Below are 22,465 nucleotides of genomic sequence, written 5' to 3'. Positions count from 1 at the left end.
GGCGCGCGATGCAGAAATATCGTCTGATGCTGGGCGCTGGCCTGGCCCTGTTGAGCGTCCTTCCTGCGTCCGCCGCGACGCTGTTCATGGGCTCCTATCCTGATCGCCTGCTGGTGTTCGAAGAGGGCAAGGGCGCAGTCACCGGCACGATCAAACTGGACACGGGCCTTCCCACATCGATGCAATTGTCCGATGATGGCAAGCGCATCTATGTGACCACCATTACCACCAGCGGGATCGAGGTGATCGACACCGCGACGCGCAAGGTGATCAACAAGTTCAGCCTGAATGACGGCACCACGCGCTATCGCTTCTGGGGCGGGGTGCCCGATCCGACCGGGCGCTATTTCTACACCGTCCTCTCGAAGTTCGAGAAGGGGATAGACCGCTATACCGTCAGCAAGCCGATGTATGGCGTCATCGACCTGAAGCTGCAGAAGGTCGTCCGCACCGCTGCGCTGGAAAAAGAGGAAGAACGGGCCGGGGGACGCGGCGGCTACAAAGTCTCGCCGGATGGCAAATATCTCTATTCATTCGGCGAGAAGATCGTGATCGTCGATCTGGCGACATTGAAGGTCGCCGATCGCATCGACCTCGCCAAGCCCGAAGGCATGGGGATGGAGAATATCGGCTTTGGCGGCACGCTCGATGCCGTGCGGTCGTCCGGGCAGTTGGTCGCCCTGTTCAACGCGGCTGACCCCTATGTGCATAACAAGATGTTCGGCATGGCGCGCTTCGACCTGTCGACCCGGCAGTTCGATTTCACCCCGATCGGCCCCGCGCCCGATGCCATGGCGGGGTTGCAGGTCACGCCCGACGGCAAGCACGCCTATACTGTGGTGACCAATGGCAAGCTCGGCAATAAGCGCTGCGAATTTTGGCATATGGACATGGCCACCAATGCTGTGGTCGATAAGGCGGAGTTCCCCTGCCGCTCGCGCTTCCGGTTGGGCATGTCGATCGATGGAGCGAAGCTCTATATCTATGGTGCGAGCTATGATCTGGAAGTCTATGACGCCAGGACGCTCAAGCATGAGACGACGCTGGACCTGGGCTATGACACGACCGGCGCGGGCATGGTCGCGGTGGAATGACCGACAGGCGCATGATCGTCGGCATAAGAGGCAGCGGGATCGCCGCGACGACATGCGCGCATCTGCTCAAAGGGGTGGGCCTTCGGGTCGCAACCGAGGTCGTTCACCGTCCGCTCGTCCCCACGATCATGCTGAGCGATGCAGCACTGGCGCTGCTGCGCGACATATTCGAACGGCCTGATCTGTTTGCCGACAGTCCCCGGATCAAGCGCCGGGTGGTCGCCTGGGGCGGCGGCGCGCCCGTCGTGGTGCCGCATGGCGCGGCGCTGGCGTCGGAGGATCAGGTGCAGGCCGTGTTGGCGCAGGACCAGCCTGCACAACAGCATGGCCCCGCTGATTTCACCATCCATGCCGCACCGCTGATGCCGGAGGGGGAGACGCATGTCTTCGGTGACCGGCGGGCCGTCGCAGCCAAAGTCGGCCTGCGCGATCTGCTATGCAGCGAGGAAGGCCGGGTGGAGGCGGTGGCCAGCGGCTGGCTGTTCCTGGTGCCGGCGGGAGCGGGGGAGGGCTGGCTGCTGGGGGTGGGCGGATCGCTGGATGATCTGCTCGCTGACAGCCGCCTGATCGCGCCGGTGGTCGATGCGGTGGGGGCCGAATCGACGCCGTTCCTGGCCGCGCCGCGCCTGCATTTGCCGTTGTGTGGGGATGACTGGCTCGCCTGCGGCACGGCGGCGCTGGGCTTCGACCCGATCTGCGGGGACGGAACGGCGCAGTCGGTGCGGGAGGCTATCCTTGCCGCTGCGGTGGTGACCGGCATCGCCGAAGGGCAGGACGCCACTACGCTGCTGACTCATTATCAATCCATGCTGATTGCGGCGATGCGGCGGCATCTGTTGTTGTGCGCCCAATTCTACACGACCGGCGGCACGGGGGATTGGTGGCGGTCGCAGCAGGAGGCGCTGATGGCGGGGCATCGCTGGTGTACCGGGCTTCTTGCAAAGATGCCGGAACCGGCCTTCCTGCTGGAAGGGACGCGGCTCGTGCCCCGGCAGCGGGCGGCATGAGCGACGGGACGCGCGCGCCGGTGGCGGACTGGGGCGCCTATAAGCGGCTGACCCCCTTCCTGAAACCCTATCGCGGGGCGCTGGTCGTCGTGCTGGCGATCAGCCTTGTGTCGACCATGCTCGGCTTGGCGCAACCTTATCTCTCCAAACTCATGATCGACGAGGCGTTGTTGCGCCGGGACATGGGCGCGCTGGTGAAGATCGCGGCGATCATGATCGCGGTCACCATCGCCGGGTTCGCGGTCAATATCCTGGCCAGCTATCGCTATGTCGCGCTGTCGGCGGCGATGCTCTACGACATTCGCGCGGCGCTGTTGCGCCATCTCCAGACGCTCTCGCCGCGCTTTTATGGCAGCTTCCGGCTGGGTGATCTGGTGTCGCGCATGAACAGCGATGTGAGCGACGTGCAGCGGATCGCGTCCGATACCTTGCTGTCGGTGGTCAGCAATCTGCTGTTCTTCGTCGGCTGCGTCGCGATGATGCTGTGGCTCGACTGGAAACTCTTTCTGGTGAGTGTCGTGCTGGTGCCCGCCAGCCTTGCGACCTTCGCTTATTATCAGCGCCGCCTGACCGCGCTGACCCGCGACATGCGCGAAAAGGGCGCGGACCTTGGCAGCCTGCTGGTCGATACGGTGATGGGCATGCGTGTCGTCGCGTCCCTGCGCGCGGGCGAGCATGAGGTGGACAGGTTCAAGGGGCGCAACGATGCCTTTGTCGGTGCCATGCTCAAGATGCAGGTCGCGTCCTTCATGACAGGCGCACTACCGGGCACTTTGATGACGGCGGCGACATCGGCGGTGATCCTTTATGGCGGCTGGCGCATCATCGAGGATGGGATGAGCATCGGTACGCTGGTCGCCTTCATGACCTATCATATGCGGCTTTTGTCGCCGATCCAGACGCTGATGGGGCTGACGTCGGGCCTTGCGTCGGCGCGGGTGTCGCTGGGGCGGATTTTCGAACTGTTCGATACGAAGGCGGAAGTGGTCGAGCGGGACGATGCGGTGCCGCTGGAGCGGGCGGGCGCGATGCGGTTCGAACAGGTGGCAATGCGCTATGATCGCGACGCAGTGTTGCGCGACATCGACCTGACGATCCCGGCTGGCAGCCTGTGCGCCATTCTCGGCCCCAGCGGCGTGGGTAAATCGACCATGGCGGACCTGATGGTGCGCTATCTCGATCCCGATGCCGGGCAGGTGCTGGTCAACGGCCGCGACCTGCGCGCCTATCGGCTCGACGATGTGCGGCGCGAGATCATTCTGGTCGATCAGTCGCCCTATCTGTTCAACGACACGATTGCGGCGAATATCGGCTTTGCCCTGCCCGACGTGAAGCGCGAGCAGATCGAAGCGGCGGCGCATGCGGCGGGGCTGGATGGCTTCATCGCCAAGCTGCCGCTCGGCTATGCGACGCGCGCCGGGGAGCGGGGCATGGCGCTGTCGGCCGGCGAACGGCAGCGGATCGTGCTGGCGCGCGCCTTGCTGCGCTCGCCCAGCATCCTGATATTGGACGAGCCGACTTCGGCACTGGATGGCGAGACCGAGCAACTCATCGCCGGGCGGCTGCGCGACGCACTGCCCGATGCGACGATCATCATCATCACCCACAAGCCCGCCATGGCGCGGATGGCGGATATGGTCGTCACCCTGGCCGACGGCCATGCGCGGGTCGAGCGGCACGGCGAAATGGCCGATGCCTGACCCGATCCGCATCGCCGTCATCGACAGCGGCGTCCATCCCGACCATCCGCATATCGACGCGGCGCGGCTGTTACCCGGCTTTGCCGTGGCGCGCGATGGAGCGGTGACGGCGGAGGATACGCTCGACCGGCTGGGCCATGGCACGGCGGTGACCGCCGCGATCATGGAGCAGGCTCCTGCTGCGCTGTGCCTGCCGATCCGTGTGTTTCACGATGGGCTGCGGGCCAGCGCGCGGGCGCTGGTGCGCGCGATCGACCTGGCGGTGGAAGCGCGGGTCGATATGATCAACCTTAGCCTCGGCACCGTCAACCCGGCGCACGCTCCGGCCTTTGTGGCGGCGGTGGAACGGGCCATTAAGGCCGACGTGCTGATCGTGGCCGCCCATGATACCGAAGGGCAGCCTTGCTATCCGGGCAGTCTGGATGGAGTTATGGGCGTCACCCTTGACTGGGACTGCCCACGCGAGACTTATGATGTGCGGGGCGGGATCGCCCATGCGTCCGGCCATCCCCGCCCGATCCCCGGCGTGGAGCAACGGCGCAACCTTTATGGCGTAAGTTTCGCGGTAGCCAATGTCAGCGGGATCGTCGCGCGGGACGGGCAGGTGAACGCGCTTAAGAACGATGTCGCCACGCTCGTCCCACAATAGACCGTCATTCCCGCGCAGGCGGGAACCCATCTCCCAACCTTGGACCTGCTGACCACGCCGGAGATGGATCCCCGCCTACGCGGGGACGACGAAGATTGAAGTCAGGCGATACCGAACCCCGCCACTCGCTCGACCATCCAGAAACAGCCGATGGCACCGACGGCATAGAGCGCCGCGACCCGCACCGGCGCGGCCAGCGAGAGAACGCGCAGGCCCGCCAGCGTCGCCATGATGGCACCCACGAACAACAATTGCCCCGCTTCGACGCCGATGTTGAAGAAGATAAGCGCGGGCAGTTTCTCACCCGCCTGCACGCCGAGTTCGCCCAGCGCCGTCGCAAAGCCCAAGCCGTGGAGCAGGCCGAACAGCGACACGACGGTCAGCTGACGGCGGAAGGCGAAGGCCTGTTCGCCTTTCCCGACCAGCAGCGCCTCACGCGCCATGAAGGCGATCGACAGGGCGATGGCGGCCTCGACCGGGGGAACGGGGACGTGGACCAGTTCGAAAAAGGCGACGGCCAACGATATGGAATGCCCGGCGGTGAAGGCGCTGACCAGCCAGAGTAAGTCCCGCCCGCGCGCCAGCAGGGCGAGGCAGAGGACGAACGCCAGATGGTCCCAGCCCAGCCAGATATGCCAGACGCCCTGGGCCAGAAATTCCGGCGCGATCTGCGTCAGCGCGCGTTCGCCGACGGCGGTTTCGCCCACCGGAACGGCGATGCCTTTCGCGTCGCCGGTCAGGCTGCGATCGACCTGGCTGCCCATGACATTGGTGACGAAGCGGCCGCCATCGGCCTTCCACGGCGTCTGGATGACATCGCCCGCGGCAAACGGGCGTTCGCACGCAAATTCATAGGCATATTGTGCGCGGCCGCCGCTGGATTGGCGCGTCATGGCGGTCTGGCGACAGCCCTGCGGCCAGACGATCGGCGCAGGTTGGCCTACCGTTTCCGGCACGGCGGCGGTGAATTCATAGCTGTTCGCGTCCTCGCCACGGGTCAGCGCGAAATCGGCCGACAGGAAGATGTCGGCCATCGCCGTGCCCGGCAGCAAGGCCGCCAGCGCGAGCAGGAGGGCGGCCAGACTATTCTTCCACATCATATTTCTCCTTGAGGCCAGACAGCGCCTTGTCGATGGCGGCTTCGCTATGGGCAATCATATAATCCTGCCGCACCTGGTCCTTGATCGCGGTGAAGGGGATCATGGCCGCCGGGATGCTCTCGCTCTTGCGCACGAAATGCCAGCCGCGTGGCGATTGGACCGGGCCGAACCAGCGGCCGTCCGGAGCGGTCTTGAGCGTGGCGACGAAGGGCTGGCCGAAAATGCCGCGCACCATCGAATCGCCATAGCGCGGAAAGGCGCGACCCAGCCAGAAGTCGTCGCTGGGGATGGTATCCCCGGCATTGAGCTGCGCCAGCAGCAGCGCCGGATCGGCGGGTTTCTGCGCCCGGTAAACCTGGGTGAAGCTGGTGCGCGGTTCGGCGCGATACTGCGCCAGATTATCGGCATAATGGTTGACCAATTGTTCGTCGGTCGGTTCGGGTGGGGCACCCGCGATCAGGTAGCGGACCTTGTCGACCAGCCGCTTGCGGGTTTCGCCGTCGGTCAGGTGCATGTTGCGGTCGATCGCTTCGCGGAACAGCAGTTCCTCGGCCAGATAGTCGCGCTTGATCCGCGCCTTGTCGGCGGCGGTAGCCGGGCGGCCGACGAGCATCTCATAGTCCCCGACCATCGCCTGTTCGACCTGCGGCGTGAAGACGACCGGCGGCTTTTGCGCGCGTTCGATGATCTGATAGCCACCGAACAGGGCGACGCCCGCGACCAGAAAGGCAAAGAGCGGATCGCGCATGGCTTTGCCGACACGGCTGCGCAAAGCGCGGCCAGGCGTCGCCCCCGCGCCGTCGCTGTCGATCCCCATACTCTCTGCCCTGCCCGCCATGGTCCCAACTCTAGGCGCAAGCGGCGCGCCCTGCCTACGTCAAATGACGCATACGGGGGATAGCCCGCTTTCCATAGCCTTGATGTCATCCAAAGTGCCGCAGTGCCACCACCGGCCTGCCAGGGGGAGACCTACACATCATGATCCGTTCCAGGCTGCTTATGCTTGCCACTTCCGCCTGCGCGCTGGCGCTGGCCTCCTGTTCCGGCGGCAGCGACAATGCGAGCGCGCCTGCGGGCGACAGCGTGTCGGTGGGCGTGCTCCAGTCGCTGACCGGCACGATGGCGATCAGCGAGATCACGGTGAAAAATGCCGAGATGCTGGCGATCGAGGAGATCAATGCGACCGGCGGCGTGCTTGGCAAGCAGATCAACGCCCTGGTCGAGGATGGCGCGTCGGACCCGTCCACCTTCGCGCAGAAGGCGTCGAAGCTGATCGAAAGCGATGGCGTGTCGACCGTGTTCGGCGGCTGGACCTCGGCCAGCCGCAAGGCGATGTTGCCGGTGTTCGAGCGGACCAAGAACCTGCTCTGGTATCCGGTGCAGTTCGAGGGCAACGAATGTTCGCCCAACATCATGTATTCGGGCGCACAGCCCAACCAGCAGGCATTGCCAGCGCTCGAATGGGCAGTGGCGCAGGGCTATAAAAGTTTCTTCCTCGTCGGGTCCGACTATGTCTACCCCCGCACCGCCAACCTGATCCTGAAAAAACATATCGAAAAGGGCGGGATGCAAGTGCTGGGCGAAGCCTATGTGCCCTTGGGCGGCACCGATTTTTCGGGCGTGATCGCCAAGATCGCGCAGGCCAAGCCCGCGATCATCATCAACACGCTGAACGGCGACAGCAATGTGGCTTTCTTCAAGCAGATGCAGGCCGCCGGGATCAGCCCCAAGACGATGCCGGTCATGTCCTTCTCTATCGGCGAGCAGGAAGCGCAGGCGATGGGTGCGGGGCTGGTCGAGGGCAGCTATGCCGCCTGGAATTATTTTCAGAGCCTGACGGGCGAGGCGAACGAGAAGTTCATCGCCGCCTATAAGGCGAAGTTCGGCAAGGATGCGGCGATCACCGATCCGATGGTCCATGGCTATCTGGACGTCTATGCGTGGAAGGCAGCGGTCGAAAAGGCCAAGAGCTTTGAGCCGGATGCAGTGCGCAAGGCGGCGGCATCGCTGGGCGGCTTTGCGACGCCGATGGGGACCGTCAGCTTCGCCGCGAACCAGAGCCTGGTGCAGAAGGCCTATATCGGCAAGCTGAAGGCCGATGGCCAGTTCGAGATCATCGCCGACAGCGGCAAGGACATCGCGCCGGAACCCTATGACGCGCTCGCCTTCCCCGGCAAGACTTGCAAGCTTTGAAGATGCGCCATTCTTCTCCCCTCCCTTTCAGGGAGGGGCCGGGGGTGGGTGCCGACGAAGTCGGCTGCGCTGACCCGACGGCTGGAGGCTCGCTTCGCTCGCTACCCACCCCTAACCCCTCCCTTGAAAGGGAGGGGAACAGGTAAATTATGGACGCCCTCTTCCTCAACCAGTTGTTCAACGGCGCGTCGCTCGCGTCGCTTTACCTGCTTGCCGCGCTTGGCCTGGCCCTCTCCTTCGGGCTGATGCGCGTGATCAACATGGCGCATGGCGAGATGTTGATGCTGGGCGGCTATCTCGCCTGGATGACATTGCTGGTGGTGCCGGGGGCGATGGGGATCATCCTCGCCATTCCGGTCGCCTTCATCGGTGCCGCGGCGATGGGCGGGTTGATCCAGTCGACGCTGATCCGCCGCCTGTCGGCCCGGCCGCTCGACACGCTGCTCGCCACCTGGGGTGTCAGCCTCATCCTGCAACAGGGCGCGCGTGACCTGTTCGGCGCAGTCGGCGTCGAAGTGCGCGCGCCCGAATGGCTGACGGGCAGCTTCGTGGCCTTCGGCGTCACCCTGCCATCGGCGCGGCTGTTCATCATCGCGATCGCCGCGCTGGTGCTGGGCGCGCTGGCGCTCGTGCTGCTCAAGACCCGCATCGGGCTGCTGGTGCGGGCAGTCAATCAGGACCGGATGATGGCGTCGGCGACCGGCATCGATGTGCGGCGGGTGGACCTGACCGTCTTCTGCCTGGGTTCAGGCGTTGCGGGTCTTGCAGGCGTCATGCTCGCGCTGCTTGGCCCGGTGACACCCAATGTCGGGCAAAGCTATATCATCCCCGCCTTCCTGGTCGTTGTGATGGGCGGGCTGGGCAGCATCGTCGGCACGACCGCGTCGGCGATCATCTTGGGGCTGTTCGCCGCGCTGGCGCAGATATTCGTCGATGTCAGCGTCGCGCAGATGCTGCTGCTCGTCTTCGTCATCCTTTTCATCCAGGTGCGCCCGCAAGGCGTCGTCGCCGTAAAGACCCGCCAACTTGATGCCTGATCTTTCCGCCCTCACTGCGCGCTTCGCGCCGATCAAGCCGATACTCCCCTGGCTGCTGTTGACGCTCGCCCTCGTCGCGCCGTTCGCGCTGTCCAGCTATGACCTCAACCTGCTCGCCCGCTTCATGGCGATGGGGATATTGGCGCTGGGCCTCGTCCTCATCTGGGGCCATGGCGGGATATTGAGCCTGGGGCAGGGGGTGTTTTTCGGCCTTGGCGGCTATGCCATCGCCATCCACATGAAACTGGCCGATCTGCCGGACGGCGAGATACCCGATTTCATGGTGTGGAGCGGGCGGGAAAGCCTGCCTCTCTGGTGGGAGCCGTTCACCAGCCCGCTCTTCACGCTGGCCGCGATCGTCATCATCCCGACGCTGGCCGGGGCGCTATTCTCCTGGGCGGTGTTTCATCGCCGGGTAGGGGGCACCTATTTCGCGCTGATCACGCAAGCGCTGAGCCTTGCCTTCGCGACACTGATCATCAGTCGGCAGGATGTGACCGGGGGCTTTAATGGCCTCACCGACTTCTACTCGATCTTCGGCGTAGGGCTGGCTAGTCCCGGCACGGGATCAGCGCTCTACTGGGTCACGCTGGCGGTGCTGTGCGTCGCGTTCATCGCGCTGCGCTGGCTGCTAGCGTCGCGTTTTGGCATATTGTTGCGTGCCTCGCGCGATGGCGAGAACAGGGTGCGGTTCCTGGGGTATAACCCGACGCCTTTCAAGGTCGCGGCCTTCGCCATCGCCGCGATGCTGGCGGGGATTGGCGGCGCATTGTTCACGCTGCATGCGGGTGTCGTGTCGCCTGCGCTGATCGGGGTCGTCCCCTCGATCGAGATGGTGGTGTGGGTCGCGATCGGCGGGCGCTATAGTCTGGCGGGCGCGATCGTCGGCGCGCTGCTCGTCAATCTGGCGCGCGATGCGGTGTCGAGCGCTTTCCCCGAATTGTGGCTCTATTTGATGGGCGCGCTGTTCATCTTCGTTGTGACCCTGCTGCCGCGCGGGCTTGCAGGTCTGGCCAAGGGGAAGGCGGCATGAGCGGTTCGGCGGTTTCCGAGCTGCTGCTCAGCGTCGATGGCGTCACCGTCGACTATAGCGGGTTCAAGGCGCTCGATGGTTTTTCGATGACGCTGAACCGAGGCGAGACGCGGGTCGTGATCGGTCCCAATGGCGCGGGCAAATCGACGCTGTGCGATACGATCATCGGCCGGGTGCGGCCGAGCGAAGGGCGGATCGTCTTCAAGGGCGAGGACATCCAGAATCTGCCCGAACAGGCGATCGTCGGGCGGGGGATTTGCCGCAAGTTCCAGGCACCCGGCGTGTTGCCGACCTTGAGCGTGCGCGACAATCTGGCGCTGGCGGCGCGGCGCGACCGGCGCTGGTGGAAAAGCCTGGGCACTGGCATCCCGGTGGAAGAGCGCGCGGCGGTCGAAGAAGCGCTGGAGGCGGTGGCGCTCACCCATCGCGCCGATGTGGAGGCTGGCACGCTGGCCCATGGCGAAAAACAATGGCTGGAAATCGCAATGGTGATGGCGACGGGCGCGGAACTGTTGCTGCTGGATGAGCCAACGGCGGGCATGGGTCCGGCCGAAACGAGCCGCACCGCGCAATTGATCTTGGGGCTGGGGGATAGCCGCACCGTGCTGGTGATCGACCATGATATGAGCTTTGTCGAACAGCTCGCAGTTCCAGTGACGGTGATGCATCAAGGAAAGTTCCTCAAGCAAGGCAGCGTCGCCGAAGTGCGCGCGGACCCGGAAGTCGCCTCTGTCTATCTGGGTCATGCCGCATGAGCGCGCTGCTGGAGATTGTCGGCCTGTCGAGCGCCTATGGTCAGAGTCAAGTGTTGTGGGAGGTCGATCTAACGCTGGCGCGAGGGCAGGTGATGGCGCTCATTGGCCGCAATGGTGTGGGCAAGACGACCCTGCTGTGCACGATCATGGGGACGCAGGCGGTGACGGGCGGGACGGTCTGTTTCGACGGGCAGGACATCACAGCATTGCCCGCGCATAAACGATCGCGCGCAGGGATCGGCTTCGTGCCGCAGGGGCGGCATGTGTTTCCGCAACTGACCGTCATGGAAAATCTGGAGACCGGCCTGTCGGCACTGACCGGGCGGGGTAAGGGCGGGGCCAAAGTGCCGCCGCATATTTTCGATCTGTTCCCCAAACTGTGGGACATTCGTGGTCGGCCGGCGGGTTTCCTGTCAGGGGGTGAGCAGCAGCAACTGGCGATCGGTCGGGCGCTGGCGGGGGAACCAAGCCTGCTGCTGCTGGACGAACCGACCGAGGGCATCCAGCCCAATGTCGTACAGCAGATCGAGGCGGCTTTGGTCCATGTTCGCGATCAGTTGGACATGACGGTGCTAGTCGTCGAGCAATATCTCGATTTCGTCTGGCGCTTTGCCGACCGCTATTGCGCGATGCAGAATGGGCGGATCATCCGCCAGGGTGCGATTGCCGACGAAAGCGCGAAGGATGTTGCGCATCTGGTGCAGATTTAGAGCCGGATCAACGCTTCGAGCTGGCGCAGCCTATCTGCGCCCGATCGACAAGGGGGGCCCAGTCCTGACTTCTGCCTGCCTGGTGGACCGACACTGCTTGTACCAGTGGCCATCGGCACCACGATTGTAGCCAGCGCGGCTGTCGTTGCGCCCTTTGGCATGGCGGTCGACATGCCGCTGGAAATCTGGTTGATGCTCGGCTGGTCTATATTGGGGATCGGTCTGGTCGCGGTGCCACGACTGTGGCATTCCACCATCGCGCGGTTTTAGCCGGGATAGGATGCGATCACTGGTCCCAGTGCCTTTTCCAGCGGGCCGAGCCAGGGCGCAAAATGCCGCCAGTGATCGACGCCATCGGTGAAAATCGGCCGACGCACCTGTTCGGAACTGGCGGTGCGCACCGCGCGCTCTGTTCGCCAGAAGGCAAGGCACGCCTCCTCGAACGGCAGGCCGAGATAGTCCAGCAGCCGCTTGACTTCACCCGGCGTGTCGGCGACCATATGTTCATAATGGACGCGGTGGACATGGCCGGGCGCGGCGGCATCAAACCCCGCCATCAGCGCGACATAATCACGATAGTAGCGGCCGATTTCGCCCAGATCATAGGTAAAGGCCTGACCACGCGCGAAATGCTGTTTCCAGCCTGAAAAGCAGCAACCCATCGGATGACGGCGCGCATCGATGATTTTGGCGTTTGGCAGAATAAGCCGGATCAGACCGACATTTTGCCAGTTGTTAGGCATCTTGTCGATAAAATGGGGCCGGTCGCTCTGGCGATGAACGCGCGTGCGATCGATATATTCCTCGCCGAGCCGCTGCCGGTCAGCGGGAGTGAGAGCCGCGATCATCGTCGCAAAATCAGGAAATTCGCCCTCGTCGACCCGTGATTGCAGGCGACTGGCAATGATCATCATCTCCGGCAGTTCCATCGTCCCTTCGACCCGGCTATGACTGGAGAGTATCTGTTCGACCAGCGTGGAGCCGGACCGGGGCAGGCCGACGATGAAAATGGGGTCGGATGCGGGGCAACCGCTCTTTCCCATTTGCATAAAGAAGGTGGTCGTGAAGCAGCACGAAGCGGCCTTCACCTCGGCGGCAAATTCATCGGCATCATAGGTCAACAGCGTCCGGCGCAGGCGGTTGCCGCGATCATAATGGTCAAAGGATGCGGCATAATCGCGCGCGTCCTCATACGCCTTGCCCAGCGAGAAATGGAGGTGGAAGATGTCCTCGCTTTTTGTAGCGGCGTCCAACGCCAGCGTGGCAAGCGCTTGTTCCATCGCCGCAACGTCCTGCGCGTCGAGTTTTACTGTCTTGAGGTTGGCTAGGCTCCACCAGGCTTCACCCATGGTCGGCTGATATTGTACCGCCTGCCGATAGGCGTGGATGGCATCGGCCTGCCGACCCAGCGTCTTGAGCGCATGGCCCAGATTTTGCCATAGTTGCGGCTGGTCTGGCTTGCGCGCCAGCAGGCCTTGGTAAATGGCGGCCGCCTGCGCCTGATCGCCTAGCCGCACCAGCACTGACGCTCGCAGCAGCGCATATCCGGGATTGTCGAGCGGCGACTGTACCAATATCTCGGCATGAGTGAGCGCGTCGGTCAGGCGGTTATTCTGGAGCAGCAGGCGGATCAGGAAATCGCGCGCCAGATCAAAGCCAGGGGCGATGGTGACGGCGCGTTCGACCAGCATCAGCGCGGCACTCATGTCCCCACGCCGCCAGTGGACTTCGCCAAGCAACCGGATGGTGGCGGGATCGTCGGGCAGCCGCACCAGCCTCGCATCGAGAATCGCCGCTGCCTCGTCAAGACGCCCTTCATTCATCGCTATCGCCGCTTCGAGCAGATCGCGGTCGCGCGAAGATGCGTGGATACCGGACAGGTCGGCGTGCCATGCATCGCCGGTTCGGCCCAGCTTGCGTAGCTCACCCGCCAGTAGGAACCAGCCGCTTGCCACGCCGGGTTGCTGCCGGGTCAGGCCTTCCAGCGCAGCTATCGCCTGCGCGCTGTTGCCGGTTTCACTCGCAGCCTGCGCCAGTTCCCACAGCAGCGCGGGGACGGTTGGCTGGCGTTGAGCAAGGGTAGCTAGGCGCAAGCGCGCGGCTTCTGGCTGGCCCAGCCGTCGCAGCGCCTGGGCAGCGAGAAATTCCGCGGGCGGAAGGCCGGGAGCCTGACGCAGGATCGCTTCGGTCTGCGCCAATGCTTCGTCCGGTTGCGTGGTCAGAAGCCCGGTGGCCTGCGCGAGCGCATCCTTTATCAGGCGGGTAGCTTCCATAGCGGGTTTTGCGTCCTTTCTCGTCTGCACAATGAATAGTATGTTGCAGTCGCGCAATAAGCGACACAATCAAGAGGCCAAACAGCAAAATTAGACTGTTGACTCCTACAAGCGTTACAGCATTATCGATTCTTGACAAGCGTACGGAATGGCGAAGTCAGCAGGGGAATAGATATAACTTGATGATGCAGCACGTAGGTGCGGCAGGTCTGGAGGCGTATGTCGTTTCCGGTCGCTGACCTTTGCTGCGCTTGCGAACAGAGAAAGCTAATCGCCTTTAGCGAGCATGATGCAATGCGTCACAATCACGCGGGGATACCGCGATTTGGGAGAGTGGAGGGCATCTTTTCAAGGGGGAGTCCAACACCATGAAGATTCAGTCTCGCCGACTTTCGCAGTTTGTGAAGATATTGGAGGTGACAACCATATTGGCCGGTTTGGGCGCAGTAGGCATGGCACGCGCCGCCGATGCCGTTGCAGATCCCGCGCTAGCCGCGCCGGTCGATGAGGCAGGTGGCGGCCTGACCGAAATCGTTGTTACCGCGACCCGCAGCGCGCAAAGCATCCAGAAGGTCCCGATCTCCATGCAGGCGCTGGGTGCCGAGACGCTGGCGGAGCGGCAGGTCAAGGGTTTGAGCGATTTCGCCGCACTGCTGCCGTCGGTCTCGTTCGAGGGTATCGGGCCGGGCCGCAACACCGCCTTTTTCCGCGGCATCGTGCCAGCAGGCGGTGCCTATGCCTCGGTTGGCTATTATCTCAATGACATTCCCATCACAGGCACCCAAGTGCCCGACATCCACGCCTATGATCTGGAGCGGGTCGAGGCGCTGGCCGGGCCGCAGGGCACGCTCTATGGTGCGGGATCACTGGCAGGCACCATCCGCATCATCACCAACAAGCCCAATCTCGACAAGTTCGAGTTCGGCTATGATGTTGAAGCCAATAAATATGGCAAGGGCGACTTTGGTGGCCAGTTGGAATCCTACATCAACGTCCCGCTGAGCGACACGATGGCGGTGCGCGCCATGGGCTATTACCGGCGCGATGGCGGCTATATCGATAACAAACCCAATAATGGCCTACTCAACAATGGCGACCCTGCGGTCTATACGTTGGGCGATAACAACCCGGACACGTTTTACAATCTGAGCAACGCTGCCATTGCCAAGGATGACTATAACAGCATTAAGGAATTTGGCGGTCGCCTGCAATTGCTTTGGGAACCGACTGATGGCTGGTCCGTCGCGCCGGAAATCACCGCGCAGAAGCAGGTTGCCAATGGCTATTTCGGCTTTGATCCGCGCGTCGGCGATCTGGAAGTGCATGATTATGACCAGACTAAGAATGACGATCGCTGGTACCAGGCAGCGCTCAGCATCCATGGCCATATTGGCGACTGGGACATCGTTTCGGCGACCGGATTTTTCAAACGCAGGATGCGGACGCTAAACGACTATACTTATTATACAGTTACGTATGATGGGTTCGGTCCTGGCTATGAAAGCTATTTGCAATTTTTCGACAATTGCACGGGGGCGAACGCCGCGCAGAAATGCGACCTGATCAACCCGACACAATATTATCATGCCGATTGGCATCGGAACAAATTCACGCAGGAATTACGGATATCGACGCCCAAGGACTGGCCCTTGGACATCACGGTCGGCGGCTTCTACCAGCGCCAGAAAAACCAGTCGAATACCTCCTACGCCATTCGTGGCCTGGACACGATCACCGGCTTTACCCAGACTGGCGGTGGCGATGTTGCAGGCGGGTTGATCGGCGTGCCGGCTATGTACGGCATCGATTATAATGAGGATGGCATACCCTTCTTCGATACCAGCAATGTCGTTAATCCGCTCGGCAATCCGCTCGGCACCATGGTGTACGGTACGCCGGCGGTGAAGGGTGATGCCTTCTACTTCGTCGAGCAGAACCAGCTCTATCATGACAAGGCGATTTTTGCAGAAGGCCATTACAACATCACGCCGACATTGAAGCTAACCGGCGGCATTCGCTATTTTTGGACGGATTTTGCGGTCAAGGGTTTTGCTGGTGTGGCGGGGTCCGCCGCCAATAGCGTGACGTCCTATTATGTTCCGACCGGGACGATGGGTTGCCCGACACCGTTGCCGGCCGAGCGCCTGCAATGCTTGAATACAAACTTCCGCGCTGCTGACCAGACGGGCCGATACAAGGAAGATGGCGAGACGCACAAGGTGGCGCTCGACTGGCAGTTCCAGCCCGATAAGATGGTCTATTTTAACTATTCTACTGGCTTCCGGCCGGGCGGATTTAATCGGCCATTGCGCATCCGTAATTTTGGTCCCGTAGACGTGGCCCCGTTCCAGTCTGAAACGCTCTCCAATTTCGAGTTGGGCGTTAAAACGACATGGAACAATATCTTCCGCTTCAATGCGGCGGTCTATTACGAAAAGTGGAATAATATCCAATATGGTGTGGTCGTATCGGGCGCGCAGGGCGCAGGCATGACCGGCAATGCGGGCAAGGCGGTAGTCAAAGGTATCGAATATGATGCCGACCTGAAGCTGGGTAAGGTGACGATCTCGACCTCCGGTGCCTATAATGACGGCAAGCTAAAAGGCAGTTTCTGCAATTTCGCGTTGGACAAGACGACATCGTCCATCTCTCAATTGTCGACCTGCACGCTTTTTGATGAAAATGGGGATGTTGCGGTCGTCCCTGATTCCGATCCCCCAACCCCGCAGGTCGCCGCCGCCAACGGCACTCGTCTGCCGCGGCAGCCAAAGTTCAAAGGCACTACCTCGATCCGCTACGATACCTATATGGGCGATTATAGCGCCTATATTCAGGGCGCTGCCCTGTATCAGACCGGCGCGACCCAGGATCTGAATGTTGCGAGCAACACTTTGCTGGGCAACACGAAGGGCTTTGTCAGCTTCGATTTTTCGGGCGGCGTCAAGAAGGATAGCTGGAGTGTCACGCTGTTTATCCAGAATGCCTTTGACAAGCGTGGGCAACTGACCAAAAATACCTTCTGTTCGATCGACTTCTGTTCTGGGTCATCGCGCACCTTTGCGATCAAGCCGCAATTCTTCGGCATTCGCTTCGGCCAGAAATTCTAAAGGTTGGGGCTATGGCATGATGATGCCGCCGGTTCAGCGATCCGGCGGCATCTCGTTGCCTATTTGGCTTTAGAACTGCCTATTTCTGCCCTGGATAGAGCAGGCGCATGGCGACAGGCGCGCCACATTGGCGGATCGCGACCTCGACATAGCGAGCGCGTTCGGCCTTGAGCGAGGCGGATGTGAGCGCGAATTTGCGTTCATAGGCGACCTCATCCGCCGTGAAAGGCCGGGTCCCCTTGGGCACGCTGGCTCCGCCTAGGCCAAAGACCATGTAATTGACGAGGTCCGCAAGCTGCTGATTGTCGGTAATCCGGCTGTGCGCGATGTTGGGCAGGCGGATGAGATAGGCGCGCGATTGGGGCGTGCACATGAACCAGCCGACCCGGCCGCGTAGTTCGGGCAATTGCGCGGGCGCTGCGCTGCCCTGAATGCCATGGCACCCGCCGCAATGTTCGGCATAGTCGGACCGCGCCAAATCTGGGTCGCTGATCGCGGTGGGCAGTACGCCCATAGGCGGCAGCGCGGCGCGACCGATGCCGATCGCGCTGATCAGGATCAGCGACCCTAATAACAGCCTACGCATCGCCACTATATCCTAGCTGGCGGCCCCCACGAGTACCGCAGTCGAACAATGATATTCCATGCTGCTCGTGCCGAAACACCAGATCACGTCATTGTTGAGCTGGGGCATATAAAGCTGAGTTTCGCGGTCGGTATTGTCGCACCCACACTGGCCGCAGGCCGGTTTTCCGCAACAGTCGCGATAAGCGATCAGATAGGCCTTGCCATCGTCCGGGTTGATACAGGTGCCAACCCAGGAGACGGGCGATGGCTCCGAACCCGGTGGACAACTGTGGATGCCACCGCCGCAGCAGGTGCACAGCGCGCCGTCGATGGCACAATAGCGCCAATAATCGCACTTGGTGTCGTCCTTGGTCTGGGCATTTCGGGCAAAGCCAGTCTTGGCTTCGGGCGAACGGTCCGGCTTGGCCGCTTCGGCGCGGCTGACCGGCAGCAGCGGGAAGGCGGGTGCGGCGACCAGCGCGGCCCCTAGGCGCGATAGCATGGAGCGTCGTGATGTGCCCCCGGCCAACTTGCGCAACAGTCGTTCGCCCATGGCGTCGGCGTCGAACTTCTTCATGTCACTGACTCCCTATGTGCCGTTCAGGCCGCCTGTGCCTTTAACGATCCGATATAATCCTGCACGGTCCTGATCCCCATTTCATGGGCCACGACCAAGCTTTCCAGATGCTCGCGGCTGTTGACCAGTCCCTTGGACAGGATCGCCCCTTCCGCATCCAGCAGCACCGCATAGGGTAGTTTGGCAACGCCGAATGCCTGCCCCGCTTCGGGACCGTTGACGAACAGATAGGTCTCCAGCCCGTGCTGTGCGATCATCGCGCGTTGCGCAGCGGCGTCATCGTCGCCAATGAAGGTCAACGCGACACGCTCGTCACGGGCGAAGGATTTGGCCATCGGGATGATGCTCTTGCACAGCGGACATTGCGCCGACACGAACATCAGCAGGCGGAGCGGCACGTCATGGGTGTGGCCGCCGATTGTCACCGGCGCGCCATCCAGCGAGCGAGCGTCGACCTTGACCGTAGCGTCGCCGACTGCCGGGCCGCCGCTGGTGGTGAGCGCACCGGCAGGTGCCACCCGGATGTGGAGCACGCCGACCTGTCGTGCAACCGCGAGCAGGGCCACGCCCAACCCCAAGATCATGATCCATGACAGGATTTGCGAGAGGATGAGCGATGTCAGCATGGATGCTTATCTCCGGTGGGCGACGGGCAGCGCGATCAGCGCGCTGATGGAATTGCAGAGCAGATAGGCGAGATAGAGCGCAATGCCCCCGGCTATGGCGGTGCCGATATCCATCGCGCTGAGCAGCGGCGCGAGCAGCAGTCGCGGGGCCAGCAGAATGGCCAGCACGGCATTGCGAACAACCAGCGGCCAGCCAATCGGATGGCGCAGTTGCGACCGGCCACAGCCGCAATCGATCTGCGTACGGCCGCGCCTGATATTGATTGCCATCGCCAGCCCGAACACGGCCAGAAGCAGGATAGCCAGCATCACCGGCAAGGGCGCGAAGCCCAGGATCAACGCGCCGCCAATCAGGATTTCGGCAATCGGCAGCATCGTTGCGGCAGGCGCGATCAGCGCAGGCGCAAGCAAACGGTAATTGGCTATCACGCCGGGCAGTAGCGTTCGATGACGTAACTTGTTAACGCCAGCGATCAACAGGATCAGGCCAATGCCAACCGATGCCGCCAGTCCGGTGATTGCCAGCCCCAGCGGCATGGTCAGGACGGGTCCGCAACCGTGATGGTGCTGCCGCCGGCCTTTTCGATCTTGTGCTTTTCCTCGCCGGTGGCGACGTCGATGACAATAGCGCTGGCCTCTTCACCGTTCATGAACAATAGCGGTTTGTCGGTCTGCGATACCTCGATATTGTTCATCGGTTCCTTGAGCACCCGGCGCTTGACGACCTTTTGCGTGGCTAGGTCAACTTCCCACACCTCAGTGCCGGATGCCTTGTGCGACCAATATTCGCCCATGTGCATCAACACGAACAAATGACCGGACGGGCGGTGAAGCGCCATGGGCTGACGACCGCCCGGATACCAGTTCAGCTCCAGCGGTTTGGTTTCGCCCGGACGAATGCCCGCTGCCGCCTGGATGGAGAAGGGTGCCGAGATAGTCGGCACCGTGCCGAGTTTGGCCTGATAAATCTGGCCGGTATAGGTCAGGAAGGTCGTTTCCTTCTTGTGCTTATCATAGGTGAAATTGTCGAAGATCGGATCATCGGTTGCCGAGAAGAAAGGCGCGCTGTGCGTAATGCCCGCCTTGGTCCCCTTGATCGCCACGGTGGCGAGTGAACCGTCCGAGCAAAGCGCGGAGAAGCCGACGCCCGGATTAGGCATCAGGCTGGCGCAGCCGGGCAGTTCCACGGCGGTCACGAATTTGCGCTTGATCAGATCGACGATACTCACCCCGGAGACCGGGCTGAAATCATAGACAAAGGCGGTCTTGCCATCGTCGCTGACGATAAAATTATTTTTGCGCGACCCGATCAATATGCGGCCGGGCAGAGGAATTTCGGTAACGAGGTTCAGCGTCTGACTGTCATAGACCGACACCATATCCTGCCGCGTGCCGCGATCCCCCTTCGACCAGATGGTTTCGGCGACATAATAATATTTGCCAGCCGGATCGATCGCAAAGTCGGCCAGACGGCGGGTTTCGACCATGCCCTTCATCTTGCCGGTCTCGCCGTCGAAAATGCTGGTCCCCGCCATGTCCCAGCCGCCATCGACAAAGAACCAGGTCGGCTTTGGCGGGGTAATGGTCAGGACGTCGGACGTCTCCATTTCCAGGACGGTGCCGGTCTCGGCGGGCGCAGCCTGCGCGGCGGTGGCGAACAGCGCGCAGCCCAACGCAGTCGCGGCGAAAAATCCCCTAGCGGCGGTCCTTGGCATCTGGCGTGATCCCCCTTGATCGTGCGGACGGACAAATGGACTCAACGAGCCACATATCAGCGTCTGCGCAAAGATTGGATAGCTGTCCGATATTGGTCAAGCGCTTTGGAAGGAGGATCGGAAATATATTTTGCGTTGCAGCAATATGGCGCGATTGACCGGATTTTCGTAGCCTCAGGCAGTCTCTGCGATCAATCCTGCAAGGTCGTTCGATGTCACTGTCTTGGCAAGGTGGACGAACGACGTAGCCGCCAGCGCCGTGAAAACGGGCATCTTATGGCTCCAGGGTTTGCCGTGGCCCAGAAAGGGGGTTGATCCTTCCATCGACGCGCTGATGAACAGCGACACGCTATGCACTTCGTCGGCGGTAAGGGCCGGGTTGAGCACTGCGACATATTCGCCGATGACACTGTGGACCCGCTCATAAAAGGAGCGAACCCGGTCAGCAACGAAATCGCTGTGATTGGCCAGCGCCCATAATTCGGTGAACAAATGGGTGGTACGCTTGGTCTGGATATCGTCCAAGCACAGAATAACAACCCGTTTCAGTCGTTCCTCGGCCGCCAAGCCGGGCTTGCGCACCGTTTGGTCCATCATCGTGGCATAGGAATCGACCAGTTCGTCCAGCATTACCTGGATCAGCATTTCCTTGCGTGGGAAATGATAGCTGACATTGCCGACCTTCATGTCGCATCGTGCCGCGATCCGGCGCAACGTGAAGGCATCCGCCCCTTCATCGATTAATACCGCTAGCGCCGCCTTGAGGATTTGATCGACCGTTTCGGTCCCACGGGCATAGATGCCGGGGCGAGGAGGGGAGAGTATCATTTCAGTATCAGCCTTGAATTAGTCCTATCACCCAATTGGGGAGGCCGCTACCCTTTGCCACCATATTGGTCTAGCCTAGGGTCAAGGTTGGCGTGGCTAGACGGTTCCCGACAACCCGTTCGCTTGATCGCCTTGCTTGCTTGAAACCCATGGGATTCAGACCGTCGTCGGCATACTGCATTTCTAAAGGCCAGATTTGATGCGTATAGCGATTGCTTCCAGGGCGGACAGACGGTCGGCTGCTCTCTCGCAATCGACCATTATGCGATGGAAATCGTCAAAGCCTTGATCCGGCAAAGGTCGGACTATGAATTCATCGTAGCTGGAAAGCGCCCTCCCGGCGCGGCGGAGCAGATCAGGCTCTTTGCCACAGATCGGTCCAGCAGGCACATGATCGATGTCTTGGGTTATGTGTCGAAGGATGAACTGAACGACCTGTATAATCTGTGCAGCCTGCCAAAGCGATGGCCTGCGGTGTACCGAGGATCGTGTCCGACCAAAGGGCTCCGGACGGGCGTCGATCTTGAACGACGAACAGCGCGCCAAGCTTGCCAAAGTCGTGGAGGCTGGGGCGTCGTGCGCTGTCGACTGTGCGATCTGGCGCAGTAGATCCGAGACGAGTTCGAATTCTCGGTCATGCGTTACACGCTTGGGAGGGAGCTTCGAGCTTTGGGTTATCGCAAGCTTGCCGCGCGGTGCCGCCATCTTGGTAAGAAACCCGATGACATCACTATTTTTAGAAAGAGTTCGCTGCCCGCGTTGGCCAGCAAACCAAACTCACCCGGCGCTGGGTGAAGCGCGGCACGAGGCCATCAGCGCCAAAGGATCAACGGCGATCGTCGGCCTGGCTCTTCGGGGGGGGATCCGCCCCCACTGAAGGCAAGGCTGCAGGTATCTTCATACCCAAGTGAAATAGTGCGGCGATGAATATGCACCTTGACGAAATCGCCTTCCATGTCGCGCCGGGTACCCACGCCGTGCTCCTTCCCGATCTAGCCCTGCCCTCAATCGCCACGACGCCTTCGAGCGCACCTGCAAATGCCGCCATAAAGCGCGCAAACGCTGCTTCGAACGGCTCTGGATCAAGCAACCGGAATACCTGGCTGAACATGTCGTGGCTCGGTGGACCATGTTCCAGATCAACCACCTGACGCAGCACTTCCAGCTTTGCACGCGCAAATGCCGCCATGTCCGTACAGTCTTCGGCACTGCAGCGAGCGCGACAGAGAGCAGTTCAAGAAGATTGTGTCCGCGGATCATCCACCTCACCGGAAACCATCCATCGGTAGCCTCCAACTATCGAGGCTAACCAAGCATCCTATTCGATCAATCGTTCAAGCTCATATACGATTTTCCTTCCCTGCCAGGGGAGGATGCTTCACCGACTCAGAGTATCGATCGGTTTACTTCTATCTTACTTAGTGCCCGAACCGAAAGTTGTTGAGCAATACCAGCATGTTGTGATTCACACCTCTTTGCGAAGAGATGGAGTGA

General features: G+C 61.6%; 20 protein-coding genes and 1 pseudogene. 11 read left to right on the top strand and 10 right to left on the bottom strand.

Annotated features, from left to right (window positions below):
* Positions 1–8 precede the first annotated feature (8 nt).
* Genes V2I08_RS13780 through V2I08_RS13765 form a run of 4 tightly spaced genes read left to right on the top strand, consistent with a single transcriptional unit; the run spans position 9 to position 4,450 of the window.
* Positions 9–1,094, top strand: coding sequence for a hypothetical protein (locus V2I08_RS13780; RefSeq protein ID WP_349635635.1), 1,086 nt, complete (start codon positions 9–11; stop codon positions 1,092–1,094).
* Positions 1,091–2,101, top strand: coding sequence for a hypothetical protein (locus tag V2I08_RS13775; protein WP_349635634.1), 1,011 nt, complete (start codon positions 1,091–1,093; stop codon positions 2,099–2,101). The genes V2I08_RS13780 and V2I08_RS13775 overlap by 4 nt, the downstream gene beginning before the upstream one ends.
* A complete protein-coding gene (locus V2I08_RS13770; RefSeq protein ID WP_349635633.1) occupies positions 2,098–3,801 on the top strand; it encodes an ABC transporter ATP-binding protein in 1,704 nt (567 codons plus the stop codon). The genes V2I08_RS13775 and V2I08_RS13770 overlap by 4 nt, the downstream gene beginning before the upstream one ends.
* Positions 3,794–4,450, top strand: coding sequence for a S8 family serine peptidase (locus V2I08_RS13765; RefSeq protein WP_349635632.1), 657 nt, complete (start codon positions 3,794–3,796; stop codon positions 4,448–4,450). Before V2I08_RS13770 ends, V2I08_RS13765 begins: the two co-directional genes overlap by 8 nt.
* Before the next feature lie 101 nt (positions 4,451–4,551).
* On the opposite strand, the gene V2I08_RS13760 is transcribed toward V2I08_RS13765, so the two are convergent.
* Together V2I08_RS13760 and V2I08_RS13755 are read right to left on the bottom strand one after the other, a co-directional pair.
* Positions 4,552–5,550, bottom strand: coding sequence for a HupE/UreJ family protein (locus V2I08_RS13760; protein WP_349635631.1), 999 nt, complete (start codon positions 5,548–5,550; stop codon positions 4,552–4,554).
* On the bottom strand, positions 5,534–6,388 hold the full coding sequence (locus tag V2I08_RS13755) for a peptidylprolyl isomerase (RefSeq protein WP_349635630.1): 855 nt from the start codon (positions 6,386–6,388) through the stop codon (positions 5,534–5,536). The genes V2I08_RS13760 and V2I08_RS13755 overlap by 17 nt, the downstream gene beginning before the upstream one ends.
* 140 nt (positions 6,389–6,528) lie before the next feature.
* On the opposite strand from V2I08_RS13755, the gene urtA reads away from it, so the two are divergent.
* The 6 genes from urtA to V2I08_RS13725 all read left to right on the top strand — a co-directional run bounded on the left by urtA (position 6,529) and on the right by V2I08_RS13725 (position 11,548).
* Positions 6,529–7,743 carry an urea ABC transporter substrate-binding protein gene (gene urtA / locus V2I08_RS13750; RefSeq protein ID WP_349635629.1) on the top strand — a complete coding sequence of 405 codons (1,215 nt, stop codon included), beginning with the start codon at positions 6,529–6,531 and terminating at the stop codon, positions 7,741–7,743.
* A 149-nt stretch (positions 7,744–7,892) separates the two neighbouring features.
* Positions 7,893–8,780 (top strand): urea ABC transporter permease subunit UrtB, encoded by an 888-nt coding sequence (urtB, locus tag V2I08_RS13745; protein ID WP_037475088.1) that lies wholly within the window; start codon positions 7,893–7,895, stop codon positions 8,778–8,780.
* Positions 8,773–9,813 carry an urea ABC transporter permease subunit UrtC gene (gene urtC / locus V2I08_RS13740; protein ID WP_349635628.1) on the top strand — a complete coding sequence of 347 codons (1,041 nt, stop codon included), beginning with the start codon at positions 8,773–8,775 and terminating at the stop codon, positions 9,811–9,813. Before urtB ends, urtC begins: the two co-directional genes overlap by 8 nt.
* A complete protein-coding gene (urtD, locus tag V2I08_RS13735; RefSeq protein WP_349635627.1) occupies positions 9,810–10,568 on the top strand; it encodes an urea ABC transporter ATP-binding protein UrtD in 759 nt (252 codons plus the stop codon). Before urtC ends, urtD begins: the two co-directional genes overlap by 4 nt.
* Positions 10,565–11,278 (top strand): urea ABC transporter ATP-binding subunit UrtE, encoded by a 714-nt coding sequence (gene urtE / locus V2I08_RS13730; RefSeq protein WP_349635626.1) that lies wholly within the window; start codon positions 10,565–10,567, stop codon positions 11,276–11,278. Before urtD ends, urtE begins: the two co-directional genes overlap by 4 nt.
* Before the next feature lie 105 nt (positions 11,279–11,383).
* Positions 11,384–11,548, top strand: coding sequence for a hypothetical protein (locus tag V2I08_RS13725; RefSeq protein ID WP_349635625.1), 165 nt, complete (start codon positions 11,384–11,386; stop codon positions 11,546–11,548).
* Here V2I08_RS13725 and V2I08_RS13720 read toward each other — a convergent pair.
* Positions 11,545–13,551 carry a sulfotransferase gene (locus tag V2I08_RS13720; RefSeq protein ID WP_349635624.1) on the bottom strand — a complete coding sequence of 669 codons (2,007 nt, stop codon included), beginning with the start codon at positions 13,549–13,551 and terminating at the stop codon, positions 11,545–11,547. The genes V2I08_RS13725 and V2I08_RS13720 overlap by 4 nt on opposite strands.
* 368 nt (positions 13,552–13,919) lie before the next feature.
* On the opposite strand from V2I08_RS13720, the gene V2I08_RS13715 reads away from it, so the two are divergent.
* Positions 13,920–16,658, top strand: a complete 2,739-nt coding sequence (locus tag V2I08_RS13715) for a TonB-dependent receptor (RefSeq protein WP_349635623.1) — start codon at positions 13,920–13,922, stop codon at positions 16,656–16,658.
* A gap of 79 nt (positions 16,659–16,737) precedes the next feature.
* Here V2I08_RS13715 and V2I08_RS13710 read toward each other — a convergent pair whose 3' ends face one another.
* From V2I08_RS13710 to V2I08_RS20605, 7 genes and pseudogenes are all read right to left on the bottom strand, one after another.
* Positions 16,738–17,244, bottom strand: a complete 507-nt coding sequence (locus tag V2I08_RS13710; protein ID WP_349635622.1) for a cytochrome C — start codon at positions 17,242–17,244, stop codon at positions 16,738–16,740.
* Between the two features lie 12 nt (positions 17,245–17,256).
* A complete protein-coding gene (mauA, locus tag V2I08_RS13705; RefSeq protein ID WP_349635621.1) occupies positions 17,257–17,802 on the bottom strand; it encodes a methylamine dehydrogenase (amicyanin) small subunit in 546 nt (181 codons plus the stop codon).
* Positions 17,803–17,825: 23 nt separating this feature from the next.
* Positions 17,826–18,428 (bottom strand): methylamine utilization protein MauD, encoded by a 603-nt coding sequence (locus tag V2I08_RS13700; protein WP_349635620.1) that lies wholly within the window; start codon positions 18,426–18,428, stop codon positions 17,826–17,828.
* A gap of 6 nt (positions 18,429–18,434) precedes the next feature.
* Positions 18,435–18,965, bottom strand: a complete 531-nt coding sequence (locus V2I08_RS13695) for a MauE/DoxX family redox-associated membrane protein (RefSeq protein WP_349635619.1) — start codon at positions 18,963–18,965, stop codon at positions 18,435–18,437.
* Between the two features lie 2 nt (positions 18,966–18,967).
* Positions 18,968–20,143 (bottom strand): amine dehydrogenase large subunit, encoded by a 1,176-nt coding sequence (locus V2I08_RS13690; RefSeq protein ID WP_349635618.1) that lies wholly within the window; start codon positions 20,141–20,143, stop codon positions 18,968–18,970.
* A gap of 174 nt (positions 20,144–20,317) precedes the next feature.
* A complete protein-coding gene (locus tag V2I08_RS13685; protein ID WP_349635617.1) occupies positions 20,318–20,971 on the bottom strand; it encodes a TetR/AcrR family transcriptional regulator in 654 nt (217 codons plus the stop codon).
* An 826-nt stretch (positions 20,972–21,797) separates the two neighbouring features.
* Positions 21,798–22,190: pseudogene (locus tag V2I08_RS20605) on the bottom strand (transposase family protein); the annotation flags it as partial.
* Positions 22,191–22,465 lie beyond the last annotated feature (275 nt).

The sequence above is a fragment of the Sphingobium sp. MK2 genome (assembly GCF_040170545.1).
In the GTDB taxonomy this organism is placed as follows: domain Bacteria; phylum Pseudomonadota; class Alphaproteobacteria; order Sphingomonadales; family Sphingomonadaceae; genus Sphingobium.
Note: the sequence above shows the minus strand (reverse complement) of the source record. Positions and strands in the feature narration are given on the sequence as shown.

Bases quoted from the DNA above. Each gene is read 5' to 3' on its own strand.
- V2I08_RS13765 (WP_349635632.1), top strand. From the start codon at position 3,794: ATGCCTGACCCGATCCGCATCGCCGTCATCGACAGCGGCGTCCATCCC.
- V2I08_RS13700 (WP_349635620.1), bottom strand. From the start codon at position 18,428: ATGCTGACATCGCTCATCCTCTCGCAAATCCTGTCATGGATCATGATC.
- V2I08_RS13695 (WP_349635619.1), bottom strand. From the start codon at position 18,965: ATGCCGCTGGGGCTGGCAATCACCGGACTGGCGGCATCGGTTGGCATT.
- V2I08_RS13775 (WP_349635634.1), top strand. From the start codon at position 1,091: ATGACCGACAGGCGCATGATCGTCGGCATAAGAGGCAGCGGGATCGCC.
- urtE (WP_349635626.1), top strand. From the start codon at position 10,565: ATGAGCGCGCTGCTGGAGATTGTCGGCCTGTCGAGCGCCTATGGTCAG.
- V2I08_RS13720 (WP_349635624.1), bottom strand. From the start codon at position 13,551: ATGGAAGCTACCCGCCTGATAAAGGATGCGCTCGCGCAGGCCACCGGG.
- mauA (WP_349635621.1), bottom strand. From the start codon at position 17,802: ATGAAGAAGTTCGACGCCGACGCCATGGGCGAACGACTGTTGCGCAAG.
- V2I08_RS13685 (WP_349635617.1), bottom strand. From the start codon at position 20,971: ATGATACTCTCCCCTCCTCGCCCCGGCATCTATGCCCGTGGGACCGAA.
- V2I08_RS13760 (WP_349635631.1), bottom strand. From the start codon at position 5,550: ATGATGTGGAAGAATAGTCTGGCCGCCCTCCTGCTCGCGCTGGCGGCC.
- V2I08_RS13755 (WP_349635630.1), bottom strand. From the start codon at position 6,388: ATGGCGGGCAGGGCAGAGAGTATGGGGATCGACAGCGACGGCGCGGGG.
- V2I08_RS13690 (WP_349635618.1), bottom strand. From the start codon at position 20,143: ATGCCAAGGACCGCCGCTAGGGGATTTTTCGCCGCGACTGCGTTGGGC.
- urtB (WP_037475088.1), top strand. From the start codon at position 7,893: ATGGACGCCCTCTTCCTCAACCAGTTGTTCAACGGCGCGTCGCTCGCG.
- urtD (WP_349635627.1), top strand. From the start codon at position 9,810: ATGAGCGGTTCGGCGGTTTCCGAGCTGCTGCTCAGCGTCGATGGCGTC.
- urtA (WP_349635629.1), top strand. From the start codon at position 6,529: ATGATCCGTTCCAGGCTGCTTATGCTTGCCACTTCCGCCTGCGCGCTG.
- V2I08_RS13715 (WP_349635623.1), top strand. From the start codon at position 13,920: ATGAAGATTCAGTCTCGCCGACTTTCGCAGTTTGTGAAGATATTGGAG.
- V2I08_RS13710 (WP_349635622.1), bottom strand. From the start codon at position 17,244: ATGCGTAGGCTGTTATTAGGGTCGCTGATCCTGATCAGCGCGATCGGC.
- urtC (WP_349635628.1), top strand. From the start codon at position 8,773: ATGCCTGATCTTTCCGCCCTCACTGCGCGCTTCGCGCCGATCAAGCCG.
- V2I08_RS13780 (WP_349635635.1), top strand. From the start codon at position 9: ATGCAGAAATATCGTCTGATGCTGGGCGCTGGCCTGGCCCTGTTGAGC.
- V2I08_RS13770 (WP_349635633.1), top strand. From the start codon at position 2,098: ATGAGCGACGGGACGCGCGCGCCGGTGGCGGACTGGGGCGCCTATAAG.